This is a genomic window from Klebsiella sp. LY, assembly GCF_004010915.1.
In the GTDB taxonomy this organism is placed as follows: domain Bacteria; phylum Pseudomonadota; class Gammaproteobacteria; order Enterobacterales; family Enterobacteriaceae; genus Klebsiella; species Klebsiella quasipneumoniae.
In genome coordinates, this window is record NZ_CP022441.1 from 194,569 (window position 1) to 215,641 (window position 21,073).

17 protein-coding genes are annotated in these 21,073 nt (G+C 42.2%); 14 read left to right on the forward strand and 3 right to left on the reverse strand.

Annotated features, from left to right (window positions below; all coding sequences use genetic code 11):
- Nucleotides 1-67: 67 nt before the first annotated feature.
- The 3 genes from CE636_RS01160 to CE636_RS01170 are packed head-to-tail and all read left to right on the forward strand — an operon-like array spanning nt 68 to nt 1,429.
- The gene (locus CE636_RS01160) at nt 68-526 is read left to right on the forward strand and encodes a hypothetical protein (RefSeq protein WP_014839947.1); all 459 of its coding nucleotides are present in this window, start codon (nt 68-70) and stop codon (nt 524-526) included.
- The gene (locus tag CE636_RS01165) at nt 507-905 is read left to right on the forward strand and encodes a hypothetical protein (RefSeq protein ID WP_125316040.1); all 399 of its coding nucleotides are present in this window, start codon (nt 507-509) and stop codon (nt 903-905) included. Before CE636_RS01160 ends, CE636_RS01165 begins: the two co-directional genes overlap by 20 nt.
- Entirely contained in the window at nt 893-1,429 is a 537-nt protein-coding gene (locus CE636_RS01170; RefSeq protein ID WP_017901053.1) for a hypothetical protein, read from the forward strand. Before CE636_RS01165 ends, CE636_RS01170 begins: the two co-directional genes overlap by 13 nt.
- Nucleotides 1,430-1,447: 18 nt before the next feature.
- Here CE636_RS01170 and CE636_RS01175 read toward each other — a convergent pair whose 3' ends face one another.
- Together CE636_RS01175 and CE636_RS01180 are read right to left on the reverse strand one after the other, a co-directional pair.
- Nucleotides 1,448-1,732 carry a hypothetical protein gene (locus tag CE636_RS01175; RefSeq protein ID WP_024266360.1) on the reverse strand — a complete coding sequence of 95 codons (285 nt, stop codon included), beginning with the start codon at nt 1,730-1,732 and terminating at the stop codon, nt 1,448-1,450.
- 118 nt (nt 1,733-1,850) lie between these two features.
- Entirely contained in the window at nt 1,851-2,819 is a 969-nt protein-coding gene (locus tag CE636_RS01180; RefSeq protein WP_164529538.1) for an IS5-like element IS903B family transposase, read from the reverse strand.
- Nucleotides 2,820-2,868: 49 nt separating this feature from the next.
- On the opposite strand from CE636_RS01180, the gene CE636_RS01185 reads away from it, so the two are divergent.
- The 5 genes from CE636_RS01185 (at nt 2,869) to traN (ending at nt 13,100) form a co-directional block, all read left to right on the forward strand.
- The gene (locus CE636_RS01185; protein ID WP_024266359.1) at nt 2,869-6,864 is read left to right on the forward strand and encodes an Ig-like domain-containing protein; all 3,996 of its coding nucleotides are present in this window, start codon (nt 2,869-2,871) and stop codon (nt 6,862-6,864) included.
- Nucleotides 6,865-7,002: 138 nt separating this feature from the next.
- A complete protein-coding gene (gene lepB / locus CE636_RS01190; protein WP_014839944.1) occupies nt 7,003-7,527 on the forward strand; it encodes a signal peptidase I in 525 nt (174 codons plus the stop codon).
- Nucleotides 7,514-8,875, forward strand: a complete 1,362-nt coding sequence (locus tag CE636_RS01195; protein ID WP_014839943.1) for a TrbC family F-type conjugative pilus assembly protein — start codon at nt 7,514-7,516, stop codon at nt 8,873-8,875. The genes lepB and CE636_RS01195 overlap by 14 nt, the downstream gene beginning before the upstream one ends.
- Entirely contained in the window at nt 8,872-9,909 is a 1,038-nt protein-coding gene (gene trhU, locus CE636_RS01200; protein WP_014839942.1) for an IncHI-type conjugal transfer protein TrhU, read from the forward strand. The genes CE636_RS01195 and trhU overlap by 4 nt, the downstream gene beginning before the upstream one ends.
- Before the next feature lie 14 nt (nt 9,910-9,923).
- Nucleotides 9,924-13,100 (forward strand): conjugal transfer protein TraN, encoded by a 3,177-nt coding sequence (gene traN, locus CE636_RS01205; RefSeq protein WP_024266358.1) that lies wholly within the window; start codon nt 9,924-9,926, stop codon nt 13,098-13,100.
- Nucleotides 13,101-13,139: 39 nt separating this feature from the next.
- Here the strand turns inward: traN and CE636_RS01210 are convergent, their stop codons facing one another.
- Complete coding sequence (locus tag CE636_RS01210; RefSeq protein ID WP_024266357.1) at nt 13,140-13,991, reverse strand: hypothetical protein; 852 nt, start codon at nt 13,989-13,991, stop codon at nt 13,140-13,142.
- Nucleotides 13,992-14,262: 271 nt separating this feature from the next.
- Between CE636_RS01210 and CE636_RS01215 the strand changes: the two genes are divergently transcribed.
- The 6 genes from CE636_RS01215 (at nt 14,263) to CE636_RS01240 (ending at nt 21,034) form a co-directional block, all read left to right on the forward strand.
- On the forward strand, nt 14,263-16,062 hold the full coding sequence (locus tag CE636_RS01215) for a UvrD-helicase domain-containing protein (RefSeq protein WP_025999334.1): 1,800 nt from the start codon (nt 14,263-14,265) through the stop codon (nt 16,060-16,062).
- A 333-nt stretch (nt 16,063-16,395) separates the two neighbouring features.
- Nucleotides 16,396-17,415, forward strand: coding sequence for a hypothetical protein (locus CE636_RS01220; RefSeq protein WP_025999333.1), 1,020 nt, complete (start codon nt 16,396-16,398; stop codon nt 17,413-17,415).
- Nucleotides 17,416-17,544: 129 nt separating this feature from the next.
- Entirely contained in the window at nt 17,545-17,898 is a 354-nt protein-coding gene (locus CE636_RS01225; RefSeq protein WP_017901142.1) for a hypothetical protein, read from the forward strand.
- Between the two features lie 61 nt (nt 17,899-17,959).
- On the forward strand, nt 17,960-18,781 hold the full coding sequence (locus tag CE636_RS01230) for a hypothetical protein (RefSeq protein ID WP_017901141.1): 822 nt from the start codon (nt 17,960-17,962) through the stop codon (nt 18,779-18,781).
- A gap of 27 nt (nt 18,782-18,808) precedes the next feature.
- Nucleotides 18,809-19,861 carry an ATP-binding protein gene (locus tag CE636_RS01235; RefSeq protein WP_017901140.1) on the forward strand — a complete coding sequence of 351 codons (1,053 nt, stop codon included), beginning with the start codon at nt 18,809-18,811 and terminating at the stop codon, nt 19,859-19,861.
- Nucleotides 19,862-19,957: 96 nt separating this feature from the next.
- The gene (locus tag CE636_RS01240) at nt 19,958-21,034 is read left to right on the forward strand and encodes a DUF3150 domain-containing protein (RefSeq protein ID WP_014839940.1); all 1,077 of its coding nucleotides are present in this window, start codon (nt 19,958-19,960) and stop codon (nt 21,032-21,034) included.
- Nucleotides 21,035-21,073: the final 39 nt, after the last annotated feature.

Here is a 21,073-nt window from a genome sequence, read left to right on the forward strand (position 1 = left end):
GGAGCAGTCTGTTTTTGATATGATTTTTAGCAACACACTATCCATCAAAGCACATGAGTAACTACAGATGACAGATGGCATGATTTACCATGGGGTACGAAAGCAGGAACTTCTCAAGATTATTGAGCGTTCTGGCTTAAACTTCGAAGAAGCTGCCAATACATTTGGTTTTGCTGATAGCACGCGAAATCCACTTTCATTGATTCTGGATGGGTATTTTATTCAGATAATTCCTATGGCACGTGAAGGTCACGACTGGGAAATAGCACCAGTAGATACTGTTATCCTATCTATTATTATCCCCCCTTCGCTTGATGATGACCCAGACGAAAACACTATGACTATTATGTCAGATTGTGGAGTCGCTGAGTTTGAGCTTGAGGATGCCGGTACCAGAATCAACAGAATGATAACATTTGTAGGTGGAGCAACAGCAGAGAATTTTCTACATCAGCTTAGGATTCTTTACATTACTGCTTGCCAGACCCACGGGGGATATGATGAAGATGAAGAAGGTGAGTATTAAAATAGTTAGTTTATTCATAATTCCATGCATTACTCTTCTAGGTATTTATTTAGTAACTATGAATAAACCGGACCTGGTGAGTTTCAAGCAAGATTCGGTTCATGCCGTAAGTCTGGCAGGTGCTGAAACCAGTTTGAATTTTCAGGTTGTTGACGAAAAAACAATAATGATTAACAACATCCCTTCGGTCGTTAAAAAAAAGTACAATAAAAACCTTAGTGCTAATGAGGTTCCTCCCGGAGCGCCTTCGGGAAATTATCTAATGCTTGAGACCAGCGCTTATATCATCGCGATGAAGCAATCTGGGGGAAACACCTACATTGGCCTGGTTAAGGATTTAATTAACGAAGGTGAGGGAAATATCTGGTGGAAACTCTAACTCCTTATGACTCTCCGCAAAAAAAGTTCAGAAATGAAAAGGTTTTTAATTCTGGTAAATCAGCGCTTGAGCTGAATTTTTCTGAGTCCAATGATGCTGTCAATCTAATCCTGGCTGGACCACTACAATCCAAGCCGGGTGCATTTGACTGGACGGGTCAAAAGGTCTTTTCAACAAAGTTGAGTGACGATGAAGTGATCACCTTGTGCATGGCATTCCTTCGCCTTACTCATGACGCTGTCCTTAAAGATAAGAAAACAAAGCACCTGAACAAGCAGGTGTACAAAAACGTAAAAGTTACTTTTGATGGCAAGCCCACTGCAGTGCTTGAGGCTGGAGTCGTAGCCATTAACAGGGATGAACGAGATGCAAACTTTATACATAAAATTAGCATTGCACCGGCCGCATGCCTTCGGTTAGGTCTTTTCCTCCTGTCCGTCATACTGGCACGAAATCCTGGTGTTCCTTCTGACACGCTTTTAACGTGTATGCGTCTTAATGCCAACGCGCAATTTCAAAAGTAACTTTTTCGGGTCCCCCTTTCAGTTTTCACGAAATTTCAAAAAAAACACTTCTCTTAATTGGGAAAATACACTGTGTTCATAGGATACAGTAGGTGCAACTATGGCATAACTACGTTCAGAGCGTTCCATGACTAAAATTAACAAAATCTCTTTGCTGATGTTCTGTTCTGTGTTCAGTGCTTTTTCAAACGCAGAATCGATAATGGTTTCTGGAACACTGGAAACGTCATTACCTGATGTCAAATTTTCGACCAGCCCAGCTGTAAATACTGCATTCGTAAAACAAAGCACGGTGACTGCCATTCCGGTTTCGGATGGTTGCGACGTTTCTTCTGATCCCAATGTGAAAAGTACCACTGGTAGCCGGCTTTGTTGAATAAATCAGATTTCGGGTAAGTCTCCCCCGTAGCGGGTTGTGTTTTCAGGCAATACGCACGCTTTCAGGCATACCTGCTTTCGTCATTTTGTTCAGCGCTCGTACCAGGGCCATAGCCTCCGCAACCTGACCATCGTAGTCACGCAGCGTCAGTGAACCCCCGAACAGCTGTTTTACCCGGTACATCGCCGTTTCCGCTATCGAGCGACGGTTGTAATCTGTTGTCCATTTCCACCGCGCATTACTCCCGGTCATTCGCTGATTAGCCACTGCACGGTTACGGTCTGCATATTCACCGGGCCAGTAACCCGCACCTTTTCGGGGAGGGATAAGCGCGCTGATTTTCTTACGCCGCAGTTCATCGTGACATAGCCGGGTATCGTAAGCGCCGTCTGCCGATGCTGCCCTGATTTTTCTGTGAGTCTGCCGGATAAGACCCGGGAAGGCTTCTGAGTCCGTCACATTGTTCAGCGACAGGTCTGCACAGATGATTTCATGTGTGTTGCTGTCAACTGCCAGATGCAACTTTCGCCATATACGACGGCGTTCCTGGCCATGTTTTTTGACTTTCCATTCGCCTTCACCAAAGACCTTCAGCCCGGTGGAATCAATCACCAGATGCGCGATTTCACCCCGGGTGGACGTTTTGAAACTGACATTAACCGACTTTGCGCGCTTGCTGACACTGGTGTAATCCGGGCAGCGCAACGGAACATTCATCAGTGTAAAAATGGAATCAATAAAACCCTGCGCAGCCCGCAGGGTCAGCCTGAATACGCGTTTAATGACCAGCACAGTCGTGATGGCAAGGTCAGAATAGCGCTGAGGTCTGCCTCGTGAAGAAGGTGTTGCTGACTCATACCAGGCCTGAATAGCTTCATCATCCAGCCAGAAAGTTATGGAGCCACGGTTGATGAGGGCTTTATTGTAGGTGGGCCAGTTGGTGATTTTGAACTTTTGCTTTGCCACGGAACGGTCTGCGTTGTCGGGAAGATGCGTGATCTGATCCTTCAACTCAGCAAAAGTTCGATTTATTCAACAAAGCCCTGGTAGCCTTAAATGTGTGTTTGAATGGTTGCCTAATAACTCAGGTATGCCGGTTGCCAATGGATTTTCTCTAAAAGGTATTCCTGCGATAGCTGGTGATATCAAACTGCCCTGGCAAATCGCCTACTACTCGGGGACAGAAAGAGAAAAAGTCATCGTCAGGGAAGGGGAGTACATCTTCAAGACTGTTGCCCCAGTCGCGCCTGTGATTTCAACTATAAAAGGTTCAATGAGCAACGGCTCTACCGGTCTATCGCTGACTTCATACATTAAAAATGAAACGCTCTCGAATATTGATATCACCGTCGAACCGCGTGACTATGATATGGTCGCTTCTGTCGGCTCCGGAACCTCATGCGCCATTGCTGCTGGTGCATCAAAATGTACCATTACGACCGGCAGTGTGGGTATTACCGATGGAAGTTCAGATTTCGGCACCAGGGATGTAGGTGTTACCTTAAATTCATTCAATAATTACTTCTCACCACCCGTGACGTCTAACGTCAGACTAAGCTGGGATTATCGTGCTCCAGCGGTAGATACCACTTTCTGGAACGTTTCTAAAGAAGCTCGCGCATTCAAAGTCGGCGATAAAGATATCTACGTTGCTCCCCAGACGATCGCTGTCGCTGTTTCGGTACCGGCCCGGTCAGATACCAGTGACTGGTGGAAACCGGCTGCAATGTCGCTCACACTTGCACCTGATGGTAGTTTCTCTCCAACCACAAAAGTTACTTTAGATGATGGTACGGAGCTAAACTTCAACAAAATCTGGTCATCACCATCCCGCCGAACTCTTCAGCCGGTTGCCGGGTACCAGGAAGTTGCGGGTAAATTTGTCTATTTCTTTGACATAAGCGATCTGGCTAGCGCGTCTTACAATGCGACGTATTCTGTCTCGAATACAGCGGGTAACGACTCGAACTACACAGAGCCTGAAGCAAAACTTATTCTTTCTGATGAGCCATCTGTTTCCGTCTATAAGGAGGGCGCAGAGCTTGTTAAGCGTGATCAGGTTTACTTCCTGAATGAAATCGTTATTGCTGCATTCCAGGGTGAAGAGGGCGTGGCCGATATCAAGAGTGTCGTCATTGACAATGTCATGGCTTCCTACAGCCCGACCAACGTCAAAGGGATCTACCGGTTGCAGGCGATGCCGTCACTCGAAACAAACAAAGTCCATACTTTGACGGTTGTGGCTGAGAACGTTAACGGTATATCGAAAACGTATAACATCGATTTCACCTATATGCCGATGACTTTCACGCTGAAGTCCATTGACTCTGCATCCACAATTTACAGTTACGTGCGTCCTTATACCTCACTGGTTACACAGCTATCAGGGAATACTTGTAAGATTTTCTCCACTGAGGAAGATGCACAGGCGCTCCTGAGCCAGTTCGGTACAGGCGTTTACGGCACAGCCTGTTATGTTCAGTGGAACAACGTTCCATCAGGTCTCGAATTTTACTCGAAATCTAAGGCGCCAGGCCTGACAGGTTACTTCTCTAAAGTTGGCGATAACGTCCTTGACTACAACGTCTATGTGATTAATACAAAAGGCTCCAAAGCCCTAGCCACCCATAACCGTAAAACGCTTAATGCCGTTGAACCGTTTGCACCGGAGATTTCCTACAAACTAAGTAAAACCGTAGATACCCTCGGTAAGAATACAGCTCTGGTTTACATCACTGGCGGGGACGCTGCTAAGGTACTGGCAAAATCAGTTCCTGCAAACATTGTCCTTACGACTAAGGTAGAGGGCCAGGACGCTAAAACTAAAACCTACAAGAATAAGTCGGGGGGTGATACACCGGTCACTTATTCTGAGCGTATAAAGGTCCCGGCAGCACCTTTGTGGACGCAAACGAATGTCAATATCGATGCGGCCTATGAAAATGAAGCCAGCATAAATTCATCCAGTGTGCTTAAGGTTTATACAGTTCCTAACTTCGGTATTCGTGCCTACATGAAGGTTGAAGAGCGTAAATCAGCGACAAGCCTCAAGGTGCCGGTGTCGGTTAACATTGGGCAATGGAATAACAGTTGTAACTGTACATTGTACGATGCTTCCACTATGGGTAACTGGGATGTGGTGGTGTATAAAGTCACTTCCAAATGGGTGACTGATCAAGAAACCGGTAAAGATGTATCGGTATCAGAGCGCACACCACTGACAGGTAATCTGGCCGTCAACTCTGAGGGGATTGCGACTGGTGAGCTCAACATGGATGATCTGACACTGGGTAGCCACCGCATTATCGCCGTTGCAACGGTTCGCAGCCCGTTTGAAGATTTTGTTCTCAAACGTGAGACGTCAACAACCAATATAAGGGTTTATAAAGGGGCTGACCTCGAAGGTGGTCTGTCTAAATCGCTTATTGTCGGCCGTGTTCCTCTGTCGGCAATGGTTTCATTCAGGACGAAAAGTACCGATGATTATGATTCCCTGAGCCCAACTGAATGGCAGATTTCCAGTAACAATGGTTCGACCTGGAACACGATTGAAGATATGACGGGTCTTCGAAGCGTCAGTATTAAACAAAAAGAGGTTGGTAAGTGGCTTTACCGTGCCAAACTGACCAACAAGTACACCGGTAAGGTCTCCTATACCGATAATCTCACAGTCGTTGCGTACAGAGAGCCGAAACCGGTTATTTCAGTGGGCAAGGTTCTTGAGGGCCACAGCATCCCGGTAACACTGACTGACAACAATGAAGATGTACAGGGCAGTGCAGTTGAAGTTCAGTGGTCCGAGGATGGAGAGGAATGGACTGAGGGCGGCGTGAAATACATGATCACGTCCTCTGAGGTTCCAAAATATATCTTTGCAAAAGTACGGTATACCGAGACCGACGATATGGCCGGGACATCGGCATGGAAAGAAACCAGGGCCCGAGTAACCGTCATTAAGCACAAGAAATTGTCTGTTAGGGTCGATGGGAACTCGCAGGTTGAGGTAGGTAAAAAAGTAACTTTGCAGGGTACCTATACGAACCCAAATATCGAGTATTCATCTGATGCTAAGGTTGTCGAGGAGTGGGTGCTCCCTGATGGCAGCATTAAACAAGGTGGTCTGCTGGATACTGTCCTGACCGAAGACATGTTAGATGCCCGTGGGTATGCAGCCTTTACCTATCAGGCCTACATGCCGGAGGCACAGGACAGGACCATTGCGAAACGTAAAATCAGCGTGAAATCCTGGGTATACAAATTCCCGCAACCGCGCCTGAATACAAAACTGAAATACACCATGATCCCCTCAGAGCTTGCTGTATCGGTCTCTGACGTGGATGTATCTTATCCGGGTGTTGTGTTCACCCAGGACTGGCAGTACAACAAAGATGCGATGACGCTGTCCAGCGACAATAACGGTAACAAGGTATTCCAGGTAACAAAATCAGGTACCCATACACTCACTTATGTCCTGAAGGATAACCGGAATAATGAGGCCCGGGTTGATTATACTTTCGTCGTGAACGAACAGAGCCCGATGGAAATAACGGTTAACCCGAAATACTCCAGCAAGTTTATGAGGGCACCGTTGGATCTGTCCATGAGGTCAAGTGTGAAGCTGGCCCACTCGGCAGACTCAATTGATAATGTAACCTTTAAGCTGAATGGTAAGCCTGTTGATGGTGGGAAAAACTACTGGTCACAGACGTTTGAGAACATCATGGAAGGCACATATAAGCTTGAAATGGACGTGGTCAGTAAGCAGGGCCAGAGAGGGGTTGTCACGGTAGACTTTGACGTGATACCGAACACCCCGCCGACCTGTAACCTGACATACACTGAGACCCCGCTGAGCTGGTCATTTACATCGAAATGTAGTGACCCTGACGGTAAGATTTCCAGTTATGTCTGGAAGGTAAATGGACAGGTTCGTGGTGTGTTCGGAAGCACTGCAACACTGTCCAAGGCTCAAAACAAAGGTAAGCTGGTGGTTTCTATCACGGCATACGACGACAGCGGAGATACGGCGACAAGCTACATTACTCTGAATAACTAGCCTGAGCCCTTAACAACTATAGCCCCTGAAACAGGGGCTATTTTTTTTGGGTAAATCATTAAAATCATCCTGTTATTAAGAAAATGGTTTTTTTCTTTGGGGCATAATATTCAGAAATAATCAATCAGGACCCATCTTATGTTGATGTCCCTAAGATATCTTTCTCCGCACCAAAGGGGTTTTTTAAGAGTAGATAAATCTCTTATTCTGCACCTTGTGATCATAGCGGTATTAACGCACCTGTTCTTTTCCCGCTTCACCCTGGGCCACGGGCTACTGTACGGCTGTATTCCTGCTGAGTATTACATGGTGGATAACCATGATAAGAGTTATGAAATTGGGGACATGATTAACTTCACCATGGACAGAGATGTTCGATTCATTAAACCAGGTGATAAGGTAATAAAAATCGTTGCTGGTAAAGGTGGGGACAAAATCCAGATTACAGAAACATTCGTCAAAAACGGAGAACGTATTTTCCCGGTGGACGGCAGACGTATTGCCAAAAAATATCAGATTGACTCGCAGACATTGAACCGTGAAATTACGGTTCCCGCAGGTCACATTTTCGTTGTAGGCCAAACCGATTACTCATGGGATTCCCGTTTTTGGGGAACAGTACCAGAAACGACAATCACAGGAAAAGCATATGCCGTATTCTGAATGCCTTAAAAAGTTACTTTTTTGCTACCTTTTAGCCACCCCTCTGTCATATGCAGATGACGCGATTAACCCTTCGAAACCGCAAAGCATGGAGTCTATTGTCGGTACACCTCGATACAATCCCAGCTCGGTTTCTGACAGTGTTCGTGCAGTAATAGAGCACACTGGTAAGATGCGTGAATCTAATGCAATGAGTGATATAGCGCAGGACATTAAAAAGAATCAGCCTACTGAGGCCTATGCAGAAGAAGCCGACACTATCAACAATTCGAAAAACCAGACAATGCGAACCCAGTCTTCTAACGTTGAAAAAATGTTTGGGAAGTCGGGTATTACGGCACAGGATTTCGAACGTAAATTAGATAACAACCGAAATGAAGAGCTGTCGACAGATAACGGGTTAACAATTTTTGCATCATTTAGTATGCCAGACTACGTATTAAATGACCTGATAAAGACGGCATCTGAGAATAAAGCACGTGTTGTTTTCCGTGGACTTAAAGATGGGGTAGATAACCTCATTCAGATGCAGGTAGTTTTGAAAGCCTATATCGCCAATTCAAAAGTTAAAACAGAGCCGTTAGTAACCCTCGATCCAGAAAGCTTCACCCAGTACGGTGTGAAAGAAGTTCCTACGATGGTTTACAGAAAAGATGATAAGACCTACAAAATCAGTGGTTCTATTAACATTAAATATTTCATGAAACAGATTGAGGAAGATCCAGACAGGACGACCTTCCCGGTGACAGCTCAAACATTCCCTGTTAAAGAGAAAAGCATTATTCAGGAACTCGAAGAAAGAAGCAGCAAATATGACTGGGAGGCGGCAAAAAGAAACGCCATTAAAGACACCTGGAACAATCAGTGGATGGCATCACTTCCCGTTACTGATGAAAATAAAATCTGGTACATCGACCCGACTATTCAGGTTAACCAGGACATCAAAGACAACCAGGGCAACCTGCTGGCCGCAGCAGGGCAGCGAGGCAACCCGCTCGCACAGTTCCCGCAAAAACTGACGATGATTATCTTTGATCCAATGAGCTCTGAGCAGCTCGACTGGGCAAAAATACAGTTTATGCATCGTTTTGGGGAAGGTAAGGTTATGCCTATCTTTACTCGTCTGAAACGGGATGACGGCTGGAAACACCTTGAAGAGCTACGGGGTCAATTTTACGGCCAGATGTACAAAATTAATCCTGAAATCATTAATCGTTTTCTCATTAAAGCCACACCATCAATAATTTCAGTTGAAGGGGCCTATTTTAAAGTCCAGCAATTTGCTCAGGCAGATGTGCGTGAATATACCCGCGTAAACAAACAATCAGAGAAAGGAATTGCGGAATGATTAAAAAGTTACTTTTGCCCGCATTTACTGCCCTTATGCTTTCTCTGGCGCTCCCTCGTATGGCAATAGGTGCTGAAAACGGTAGTGGTATTTGTCAATCAGCTGGCGTATGGAAAGGGCTAATCAAAAATATTTGCTGGAGCTGTATTTTCCCTATGAGAATTATGGGAGTAGGTAAAGCACCAGAAGGAGCAGCCCCTTCAGAACCTGTTTGTTTCTGTACTGACCAGAACGGGGTTCCTGAGGTTGGCTGGCAGCTTTCGTTCTTTCAACCAGTAAAAATGGTTGAAGTAGTTCAGTCCCCGTGGTGTTCACCAGTTCTCGAAGGTGTAAGCCTGCAGGCATCGAGTTTTGATATGGGCAAAGGCGCTACCAATAAACCGAAAGGTGGTAACGAAGCGGGGTTTTATGATGTTCATTTATGGGAATTCCCGATACTGGTCATGCTAAAGCTTCTCATCATGGGGGATTGTACGGCCGAGCCATACATTGATCCGTCTCTGACATATATAAGTGAGGTAGACCCTCTTTGGGAAAATGACCTTCTTACGCTCGTTCTGAATCCAGAGGCTGTAGTGTTTGCAAACCCTATTGCTTCTATGTGGTGTGCAGCAGACTGCGTCAAAGTGACTGCAGGGGCAGATAACTTGAGTGCACACTTTTGCGCCGGATGCGATGGCAATCTATATCCGTTAACGGGCCACGTATTTGCGAACGACGATTCAGTCAGAGTTTCATCTTTGCTGACACAACGAATGATAACAAAACTTCACAGACAAGGAATGCTGATGCAAACGATGGGTAAGGATGCGATGTGTGAGCGAGGATTTAGTTACTTCATGCCAAGATCGCAATATCGTTTGTCGATGTTATACCCCGTTCCGGAAGCAGAAGGGCCTGAGTGTTGCCATCGATTAGGTGATTCAGTCCATGACTGGTCCACTAGAAAAGGCGGGCGTAAACGAATAGGTGTTAATAACTACGTATATATGCTGTGGAGATATAATGACTGTTGCGTTAGATATATCCCTTGATAACGGTAAAACATATGAAAAAAATTATTTCTTTGATTTTATCCGTATCCATAATAACTAACACACTGAGTTGGGCATATTATGTCACCCTGATAAACATGGTATTGACCCCAAGGGTTTATGCCGCAAACGAAATATATGAGAGTCTTGAAAATACCTTTGACCTAAGTAACCCCGCTGCAAACAGAACCGCAACGGTTACGACAGATAATATTCTGGAAAAATATAAGAGTAGTGAAGGGGGTTCATACACTGAGAAACTGAATTCATACGACAACACTGGCTCTTCAAGTGTTGATATGAGTAAGTACAGTGGTAAGCAGTTTTCTAATGAGGATGTATTAAACTTTGCAAAAACAGACGGAGCTGATATAGCAGGAACAGTTTCACTTCCAAAGATGAGTGGGAATAACATAACAATTAATGGAACTGAAAATGGAGGAAAGTTACTTTCCAGGAATGAAGATGGAAGTATATCAATTAAACCTAACCCTAATGCTGGTGGCAGAATAACGGGCACCAATACGGCTGAAATGTACAGTTCAGAGCAAAATAATGCTGATGTTCAGTTTAATGCAGATGACAGTTATGGGGATGAGAAGGGGTTTGTAGAGGATATTAAAAACAGGAAAAGTCAGCTTTTTACAGCAAACAGCTATGACGGCCAGGCCTACCGGTCGCTGGTGTCTGCTACCAAGTCGAATCCTATACCTAATATTTCACCAAATGACCCTATGTTCACGAGTGGAAGAAGCGAGATTGCCAATGCAGCAGCCGGAACAGGGCAGTGGCTACAGAATTGCTCAACGCAGACAACTACTTCAACAATTGACAAACACACTCCAGATTATAAGGAGTATTACTGTAATGCACCTAAAAAGGATAATTACAGCAGTTGTACGATAACTCGTGAATTTAGTGTTCCTGTATACATTTCAGGAGGAAATGGCGACCTAAGCGTATGTGGTGACAATTGTATAAGAGTCTGGTTCGGACGACATGGTGATGACTATTTTGATGAGGGCGTGCATGAAAATAGTATGTCACTTCATTTTCACCAGGATGCTGTCATTAAATCTGCCAAAATAGTTTCTGCAGAATGGGATGATCACATGCAGGTCAAAATAGATAACACCCAAATTTTCGCACATATAGATGGTGAATATCGTGATCCGGGTTATGGTTCGCCAAGAAATGGTCTTGAGAGAAAAACATCAAATAAACTACAAGAGCCTATTGATGTTACTGAACAAGTCAAAAAATCAGTATACGATGAGTCAGACAATGAAGTTGAAATGTCATCCACTGTATGGGTAGGTGGTAAAGGCGAAGGGTATTTTGAAGTAGAATTGATATTTGAAAATATTAAACTTGAAGACAAACACATACAAGAACCAGCAGGGTGCTATGAAGCTGTAAAAAAAACAGACTCATTTTGTCGCTTTGATAGATTTAACGATTTGGATGTTGGAACAAAACGACTACCACAGTCTATTCTGCAATATGCGTCACCTCTTTATGACGGAGACACAAACAATATAACCTGGAAAACAAACCTAGAAGGTTATTTCTGTGACCCACTAGGAAAAGAAAAATTATGTCAGTATGACGCATCAGGTAATATCTTGAAAGATGCTGATGGGAATGATGCCTGTTACAACTACGATGATATAAAGACCATGCCAGATGCATGCTCCAAATACTCCACAAACTCGTCGTGTTCGATGTCAAAACAATCGTGTGCAGAAGGATGGTTCGATGAAGGCACGAATCAATGCTATATGTATGAACAAAAATGGACTTGCGATGAAGGCACAACAAGAACCGTTACTATTACTAATGAGTCTAATACTTGCATAGGTATGATCCCATGTTCTGGTGGTACGTGTAATACTGGTGCAAATGAGGAAAATAAAGATTTTGGAAAAGTTGTTGCCTACACAAGCATGGTCCAGAATATGCAGGGTGACGCAATGTGCAGCGACCCAAATGATTCAAACTCCTGCATTGTTTTTTCTGGTGAGAAGCAATGGTGCGGTCGCTCTGTAGGTTTTGTTAATGGACTCGCAAAAACTGACTGCTGCGAAGCTCCTGAAGGAGCAGCTGGTAAGCTTGAAGCCATTATCCTGGCAGGTACCATGTTGAGAAATACAAACTGGAGTAAAATCTCAGCTAAGTTGACGACCTGGACTGGAGGCGAATCCGGTACCTGGGCCTCTATGACTAATTCAGTAGGGCAATGGACGTCCGGAGTATCGTCAAGTGTGGGTCAAATGTGGCAACGAGTGACCGAACCCCTGACGTCAGTGTATGAGTCAGTTACAGGCAACGTTTCTAAACTGATTGGATCAACCACAGTAGAGGGGGGTGGTTCCGCAGCCGCAACTGAGCTTACCAAAGACGGGTTACAGACTGGAGGACTCGCTGCAATTAAACAGCAGTTAATGAATAAAGCTTACGACATGTTACCCGACGCAATTAGGGACTTTGTTTTTGATAAAACAGCAAGTGCAGCCGGGCAGGCTGTTTTTTCCTCAGCTGTTACCAACTTTATGTTGGCCTTGAATGTTATTGGTTGGATTTATACAGCTTATCAAATAACAAAAATGCTTCTCGAAATGCTTCTTGCCTGTGACCAAAAGGAAATGGAGGCATCAATACACAAGAATCAAGGAGCATGTTTTGTAATTGATACCGACCGTTGTGTTAAATATCTGAACGTTGGATTCACAAAGAAATGTATTAAAAAAGCAACTGATATGTGTTGTTACAACTCGTTATTATCGCGAGTTATAATGCAGCAGGCTTATCCTCAATTAGGTATTAATCCCATAGAAAGTGGTTGTGTAGGGTTAACCATATCTCAGGTTCAGCAACTTGACTGGGATAAAATAGACATGACTGAGTATATTGAGTCTGCCGTTGTAGCAGGGGAGGTCCCCGATGAATATGCAACATTTACAGAAAGCTCAGTTGCTAACATGGGTCCTTATAAGAACGACAATGCACAGTTACCTTCTGAAAGAGCATTAGAGTCAATGGGTGGTGATGTCAACATGACAAAAGCTAGGGAAGAGAATACGCAGGCTTTGAAAGCAGAAAATGTTGACTGTTCATACTTACCAAGACCAGCAATCTGCGATGTAGGTTCAGTTTACACGGACCCTATTACCGGAGCTATTATCAAATAACCATCTGACCGGGTATAGCCCGGTCAGATTATAATATTTTTAATCAATGCCTTTTTTTAAAGGGAATTTTTTATATCCTAAACCACCCTTGATAAAGTAATATTCTCCGCCATTTATAGATACACTTGCATAGCCCGGGGCCGTTTTTGGTGTTTGAGGCATTAGTGTAAACCCAGGGAAACCAGTGGTATCAAAAGATAGTCCCTTCACCATAAAGTAGACATATCGTATAACTGTATAATTACCAGCTTTCATATGTAATTCATCTAGTTCTGACCCAGTGGCTGGACGGATTACTTGATACTTAAAGAAGGTTGTTCCATTACTACCAGATTGCGGTACTTCAGTTTTAGTCTCACACGTATCCCAAGGCCCCATAAAGGACTTACTTATTGTACATTCAGAAAGAGCTTTGATTTGTTGTGAGTAAGTAGCATTGTTTAGTTTAGGATGATCTTTGATAGCATCGATAATTATTTTTGCCCCATTTTTTACAAGTGCCGAATCATTGTATGGAAGTTTAGTTGGGTTTGGCACGAAAACGACAAATTGTGGGGTCTGGATGTATTCCGCATCTGCTTCACTATAAAGTGATGCGGTAAACATCCCAATTCCAGCTTTGAGTCCGCCGGTGATAGCTCCTGTCGCCGTGTTCAAAAGCATTTTAGAGGCAAGCCCCTCATCGACGCCTCCAGAGGCATTCTCAGCTTCTTCGACGTTTACCTGAACCCCAGCCAACGAATACGCGTTTACTGCTAGGGATTTCTGAGGATCTGAGTGCCAGTAGACGTCATGCATTTTAGTAAACATGCGGTTTTCCGGACTGGTTGGTTGCGTAGCACAACCTGCAAGAAGTGTGCAAGCCAATACAGTGGTCAGTGTCTTTTTCATTTAAGTGTCCCAGTGGTTTATTTAATTTTATTATTCCATATAAAATTCATTGTGCAAGGGGGTATTTTTTGTTCCAGCTTTGTTTTTGTCATAAACAGTGAGAGTTTATAAGAGTGAACTGAGTTAAGATTGATCTTCTTATGTGCAAGTTAATTACAGATGAGCAAACATTAAAATGAATAAAAATTGACAACCTTCTTAAATAGACACTATTCCCAAAAAAATCCTCCTGATTGTGTCATGATAAACACTTGGAAATATAGGAGCTAAGATGGCATCGAGTACTGAAGAACAAGACCGTGTTATACGAAACATGGATAAAAACACTATGGTTATAGCCTGCCCAGGAAGTGGGAAATCATTCACGATGAAAGAAGGTACAAAGTCCATTTTTCAGCGCCATCCTTTGGCAAGGGTTTCTCTAGTCACCTTTACCCGGGCAGCGACAGACTCATTAAAAAATAGCCTCCAGAAAATGATAGAGCCTAAGTTTATGAGTAGGATAGAGGTAGATACTTTCCACGGGTTTATAAAAAAAATGGTTAACCAGTCAGGCTGGAACGGTGGGCTGCTGATTGGTCACAAGCAAATGGCAATGGTTTCCCGAGTTCAAAAACACCTTAACTACCATGAAGGTGTCTACGACATTATGCCATTCATTGACGGGATTGGTCGTGAGCTGAACCCAGACATTATCAGGATTAAATATACACGCGAACAGGTGGCCTTCTACAACGAGTACATGAACTTTTGCAAAAAGGATAATGTTGCTGACTTCAACTCACTATCAAAGTATGTAGTGGGCATGTTGAGTGCCGACAAGATGAGACCATTAAGCATCACGCATCTGATTGTTGATGAAGTGCAGGACACCGATAGTATTCAATTTACCTGGATATCTGAGCATGCAAAGAGGGGAATCAACACAACGATTGTTGGAGATGATGACCAGACCATCTACAGTTTCAGAGATGCCGGTGGTGTAAAGATTTTTCGTCAGTTTGACAAAGCATACAACCCTAACGTTTTTCACCTGACAAAATGTTTCAGGTGCGCTCCGCTGATCCTCAAGTATGCAGATACCGTTATCAGGAAGAACAAGGCCCGTTATGAGAAGAGCCTCGTTTCTGGCAGAAAAGGTGATAAGGGGAAAGTAACTTTTATACGGTCAGCTAACGCTGAGGACCAATTCGATGTGATTAAGGAGCTGGTGGAGCGAAACCCTCATGACTGGGCAATCCTCAGCCGAAACAACACAACCCTAGACAAGATGGAAAGCTACCTTGAAATGCCTGTAACAAGGATAGGGGGTAAATCATTCTGGGAAGGGTTAGAGCCAAGTAACATCCTTCACCTGTTCTCCTTTTTCCGACAGCCTGGCAACATTGGGCTGATGAAAAGAGTGCTGTCCTTTTTCAATGAGGATGAGCAAATTCTGGATATGGTCTGGAAAACCATGAGCACCAGAAAAGTAACTTTTCAACAAATTGACCTCCCTCATGATGTATCTGTTCTTACAAAAACGCTTCATAAGCACATGGTATCGATGATGACAGATACACTGATAAAAGAAGAAATTGAAGACCGTTTTAAAAAAATCAAAGATTGGCTGGGGATGGCCGGTTACAAGATGTCGAATACAAAAGGAGACCCGTCTGTAACCCGTATCTCTTTAATGTCCTGTTACCGATGGGCCATAAAAGATGGATGGCTCAAGATGCTGAATATTGCAGCTGGAATGACCATGGGAAGTAAAAAGGAAACCAGTGAAACAGAGCAAAACGGGATCTGCCTCTGTACGCTTCATGGCTCAAAAGGACTCGAATGGAAAAAAGTAATCATCATTAACTGTAACCATGATCAAATACCTTCACCGAAGGTTATTGGTGAGGAAGGAATAGAAGAGGAGAGACGTTTGTTTTTTGTTGGGATGACCAGGGCAGAGCTAGAGCTTTACATTACCTGGAATGGTAAACCATCAGAATTTATAACTGAGTCGTTCCCTAAAGTTGTTGAGTTATCAGAAGAAAATGAAGTTATCGAGGGTAATGAAGATTTGTGTTTACAATGAAACACGAATGATGTATAAACTTCTCAATAGATTTACTTTTAATACCTTTATCTCTTCTAAGATATCCATAAATGGATAGCTCAATTTTGAGTTTCGACACCAGAGCCTCTTCCAAAAAAAAGTGGCGCTGGTGCGATTTCTCACATCTGTATTTCCACAACTCGTAGCTTAATTACTTTTTTAAAAGTGACTTTCTACGGACTTTTTAATGCCAGAAAAGTATAAATTCAGGCGGTTTGTTGCTTCCGGGTGATAAACGACGGCATTCGCCAATTTCAACAAAACTGTAAACACGGTTCAATTGAATTAACACTAAATTTAAAGGTATATAAAATGACTACTTCTACTACTGCTAAATCTACTGCTAAATCTAATGCTACAGCTGCTACTCGTGCTAAAAGCTCCACTACTGCTAGAACTTCACGACCGGCTGCTAACAAAATTGATAAAGACTCAATTTTGATGGCTCATGCTAAAGCATTTTATGGTGAAGAAATCCCACCATCAAATACTGGTAGTGATATATCTAAATTAGAAAAGGGCTCTGATAACGATAAGACATACGTCTGGTACATGACAGAATCTGTCAGCCGCGTAATCGAGTTAAAAGCGCTTGAAGAAAGTTCTAAACTGAAGCATTTAGTTGGTTGTGAACGTTCTGTAATCTATAGCGTTAATGTTGGTGATGCATTCATTAAGGAGATCGACCTCGATGAGGCTGAGCAACTTCTTGAAGAGTTTCCTGATATTCCGCGTGAAAAAAACCTCGAAGATTTTTTGTCATCTCTAGATAAAAAATTTGTTGAGTTGAATATTAGCTCTATCATCACATCAGAAAATCTTAACTTCGGTAAAGAAAAACTGATTAAGCTTGGAGCTGTTAAAGTGGGTCAATGGCTTGAAATGGTCTTAGATGAGGTGCATGTTTTTTATAAACGTCAGCACTTTATTGAGACTGTTGAATCCCCTCATCAGGACCTCAATGACCTTTATGGTAAATTGAAGCCTTTGATGCAGGAGTTTGGCCTTAAGGATAAGCATTATGACTTATCTTTCAAAGAAATGATGATCCACAAAGTAAATGGTTTTGATTTTGTTGTTGCTGATTTAATGCCTCGCCTGCTTAAGCTTGAAGCATCATTGAAAGATGATGAATTGAAAGCCCGAGCAGCAATGGAAAAGAATCAAGATAATGAAGTTATGATCGAAGCTAAGAAAGACGATCTTAAAGACTCAGGTAAACTCTATGATGTAACAGTTTCAAGAGTACTGAAAGGTTCTGCTTGTGCTCTTATTGCATATGGTATCTCTGTTAGTCTTTATAATTTTTTTAGTTATTCTGGTTTTTTTTAATTCCTTTCTTGTTTCAAGGGAAGGTGATTAAAGATGATTGCATTAATATTTAGTTTTGTTATTTCATTTCCGTAAGGAGAAAAGAGACTCCTTCTGGGTCTCTTTTTACTTTTTTAAAAGAGACCTAATATGTATACAAATCACATTAATACCGTTTGCGTATCCGGTGAAGTTAATAAGGTTATTATTCGTCCTGAATATGACACTATTATGCTAATACTGGATAACAAACAGGAAATGGATAGAAATGGTAAAATAGAAATGGTAGTTTCATCGATTCAGGTGAAAATACCTCAAGACCTGTATGATAAGGAGTTTAAAGAGATTATACGAGGCGATAACCTGATGATATCTGGTTGTCTGGTGACGGATAAAGTTCACTCTGGTGAATTGACTGTTGTAAGAGTCCAGGCCCAGAAATTGATTCACAGAGCTCCTAAGCCTATTGAAGGTTTCGGCGGTTCCCGGTTCTTAACACGTTAATAATTTTTTACCCCCTACTGGGAGAAATCCCATTTGGGTTTCTCCTTTGGAGAACCCTATCATGCATTTAAGTAGTAAATTTAAAAAGATTGTGAATGAAAACCAACTTAGTTTCAGATTCTTATTTGAAGATGAAGAGGTTAAGGAAAAGGTATATATACCTGTGGAGTCAAGCTCAATCGATGAAGATGATGGTAACAACGTATCGTACCATAACTACCAAGAGCTCGATGATTTCAGTTGGTCCGATGAACATATCTCCACGTTCTTCTACAAAATAATGGAATCATCGTTTGTAACTGTTCAGTACCATATAGACCAGTCTATGGTTTATAAAATTGATGCCCATGGGTTTCGATATTTAACTCCCAAATTAAAAATTGAGTTAGATTGGTATTGTACAAAACAATTTCAAATTGTGTGTCATCGTTTTGGATATGACCCTGATGAAATTATTAGTTTTATTAAGTCGCGACTTTTACTTGAGATACGAACAAGAGAGTCAATGCAAAATCTTATTAAATCATTGGAAACTGATAACTTAACATTTTCTCATCCCATCAAAGGGCCGATTAAATGGACATATTTCCTGGATGAAAGATATTGTGACACAAGGAGATCATTGATAATCCGATGGTCAATAGCTGACAGATTGAAAATCTTAAAAAAGATTTTCGACGAGCAAATGCTTATCCTTGATTATTTAAGTGAAAATGGCGCTTGGACACTGGATCAAAGTACCGATTCATACGTTCTCAAAACAGAAGCTGTTGATTATATTCTGTGGTTACATTCTGATGCTTGTAAGGTCATATCTCATGCATACGGTTTTGACTACGGATTACTTTTCAGCACTTCCAAAGCTATTATCAAAAACATTTAATTTTATACATATCTAATGGAGTTATATATGACACACGCTACTGCTGCTAACACCAATGCTAATGTTCTGACTTTGAACGCAAACTCTGATTTAGAAATTAAATATTTCAAAGCTCATGAGTTAACCAAAGCAAAGGAATACATGGATGAGGAGGAATATATTGTTGTCCGTGCAAACGAACATTTTAATGTAGACTGCTTTAACGAAAATGATTTTATACCCATTTTCAAAAAAGTTACGCCTTATCGTGCTCCGTTAAACATTAAATATCGTCCGAACCCGATCACCCTACGCCGTACGGTGAAGTTACTTTTAAATAATGAGGTAACTGCTGGTATCTGCCTGCAAGGAGAGTCTGGTTCTGGTAAAACGGAGTTAGCATTATATATCAGCCATATGCTGAACTGGCCTATCACCATCAAGCAAATTAATAATGAATTATCTGTTGATGACCTTGAAGGTATGAGAACGTTAGAAAATGGCAATACACATTATGTCTATAGTGACCTTGTGCAAGGCTATCGTGATGGGCATATCATTCTTCTTGATGAGATTGATAAAATAAACCCAGATACGGCCGCTAAGCTTCATATGCCGCTTGAACGTAAACCGTGGGCAACTGGTAAAGAAGGTGGCGAGTTGATTTATGCAAATCGCTTTACCCGTTTTATCGGTACCGCTAATACCAACATGAGTGGAGAGGATATGCGTTTCGCTTCATCACAGTCCCAGGACTCTGCATTTATTAAGCGTTTTTTAATATTGCCGATGATTCGACCTGATGAACAAACTATGTATTGTGCAGCCGAAGCCCATTTTCCTGATTTAAAACCTTCATGTTTAAGAATGTTTGCAAAAGTTGCTTTTGAACTTAACAATCTCAAAGATGACGAACTGGTGATGGATATTCGTGAATTGATTTCATGGATTTCTACCTCCAAAGTCCTTGATGAAGAAATTTCTGTTGGGTTTAAAATTGCATTCACTTCTAAGTTATCTTCTGAAGCATGTAGTAGAGCTGAAATTTTGCTTGAACAACTGTACCCGGAAGAAGTATCACGTTCAGTTTCGCAATTGTAATAGATACCTATTTTAAACAAACAATTTAACCTACCCCCACCGGGAAATATATTTCCCTCTGGGAGATATTTTTCCGGTTTATACTGGAGAAATATCATGGCTAAAGTCAAAATCACTGCTATTGCTGATACCTCTGAAATCAGTAAATCTGTTCAAGATTTTATCGACCGTAATCCTGAGTTACAAGATGGTGCCGTTATTATTAAGGTAGATGTCGAAGGTTGTCAGGGTCGTCGTAGAACCGATGAAATACGACAGTTTCTTGATGAAGATGAAGTATCAGACCAGTCGAGTGTGAGCAAGGTCGAAGTCCAATGGATTTCAACTAAAGCGTTGAACTTTAAAAGCGCTGTTCACACGCGATTGAGTACACTCAAACGTAAATACTGCATTCCGTTCAGCTCTATGAATATACTCCCAACTTCTAAGCTGGAAGAGTATTTAATTGAAGTTGAAGCCGTCCGCGAATATTTCAAGGAAGGAATTCAGAATGCTCTAGATAACTATGAATATTACATTCAGATGGAAAAAGATAGAAGTCCAAAACTCGCAGACTTAATTGAGAAATTAAGAATGACAAGAACGGATTTCGAAAATTCATTTCTTTTCCAGATTAGTCACCCAATTCCATTTACACCAATGTCAATTGATGGAAACGATTTAGGTGATCGCTATTCAGTCGGATTAATTCAAGATATTGCTCTGACTGCTGAATCTATTTATGCTTCCTGCACCAAGCCTAAGATTGACCAGGCTTTTGTAGAAAAGTTGTCTAATTTAAAAGATAAGGTTGTGAGTTTTATGTTTCTGGATAATCGTGCAACTAAAATTGCGGATTCTATCCAAAGCGTACTAAACCATCTTCCTTCTGGTAATCTGGATTCACCACTTCATATGAGTTTGTTCCGCGAATGGTTGTTACTGTTAAGTGATACTAATCGTTTGAACAAAATCATGGATGGTGACGATCTTGTGACTAGTTTTATCAGCGAAATCAAAAATCGTTTTAACGATTTAGATGACCAATTAGCTAATAAAACTGGATCCAAATTTGTTGATCCTTTTGCTACAAAAGTAACCCAGGCTAATACCCCGGCTTCTACTTTACCCCCGGTCTCGAATACTGATGCGGTACAGAAAAAAGTAACTTTCTCTACTCCATTGAATTTTTGATTCCTTCTAATCCCTTGTGGGCAAACCCACATGGGTGCG

What these genes read in the sequence shown, in the direction of transcription:
- CE636_RS01160 (WP_014839947.1), top strand. Translation starts at nt 68, where the DNA reads ATGACAGATGGCATGATTTACCATGGGGTACGAAAGCAGGAACTTCTC.
- CE636_RS01165 (WP_125316040.1), top strand. Translation starts at nt 507, where the DNA reads ATGAAGAAGGTGAGTATTAAAATAGTTAGTTTATTCATAATTCCATGC.
- CE636_RS01175 (WP_024266360.1), bottom strand. Translation starts at nt 1,732, where the DNA reads ATGGCAGTCACCGTGCTTTGTTTTACGAATGCAGTATTTACAGCTGGG.
- lepB (WP_014839944.1), top strand. Translation starts at nt 7,003, where the DNA reads ATGTTGATGTCCCTAAGATATCTTTCTCCGCACCAAAGGGGTTTTTTA.
- CE636_RS01195 (WP_014839943.1), top strand. Translation starts at nt 7,514, where the DNA reads ATGCCGTATTCTGAATGCCTTAAAAAGTTACTTTTTTGCTACCTTTTA.
- trhU (WP_014839942.1), top strand. Translation starts at nt 8,872, where the DNA reads ATGATTAAAAAGTTACTTTTGCCCGCATTTACTGCCCTTATGCTTTCT.
- traN (WP_024266358.1), top strand. Translation starts at nt 9,924, where the DNA reads ATGAAAAAAATTATTTCTTTGATTTTATCCGTATCCATAATAACTAAC.
- CE636_RS01210 (WP_024266357.1), bottom strand. Translation starts at nt 13,991, where the DNA reads ATGAAAAAGACACTGACCACTGTATTGGCTTGCACACTTCTTGCAGGT.
- CE636_RS01215 (WP_025999334.1), top strand. Translation starts at nt 14,263, where the DNA reads ATGGCATCGAGTACTGAAGAACAAGACCGTGTTATACGAAACATGGAT.
- CE636_RS01220 (WP_025999333.1), top strand. Translation starts at nt 16,396, where the DNA reads ATGACTACTTCTACTACTGCTAAATCTACTGCTAAATCTAATGCTACA.
- CE636_RS01225 (WP_017901142.1), top strand. Translation starts at nt 17,545, where the DNA reads ATGTATACAAATCACATTAATACCGTTTGCGTATCCGGTGAAGTTAAT.
- CE636_RS01230 (WP_017901141.1), top strand. Translation starts at nt 17,960, where the DNA reads ATGCATTTAAGTAGTAAATTTAAAAAGATTGTGAATGAAAACCAACTT.
- CE636_RS01235 (WP_017901140.1), top strand. Translation starts at nt 18,809, where the DNA reads ATGACACACGCTACTGCTGCTAACACCAATGCTAATGTTCTGACTTTG.
- CE636_RS01240 (WP_014839940.1), top strand. Translation starts at nt 19,958, where the DNA reads ATGGCTAAAGTCAAAATCACTGCTATTGCTGATACCTCTGAAATCAGT.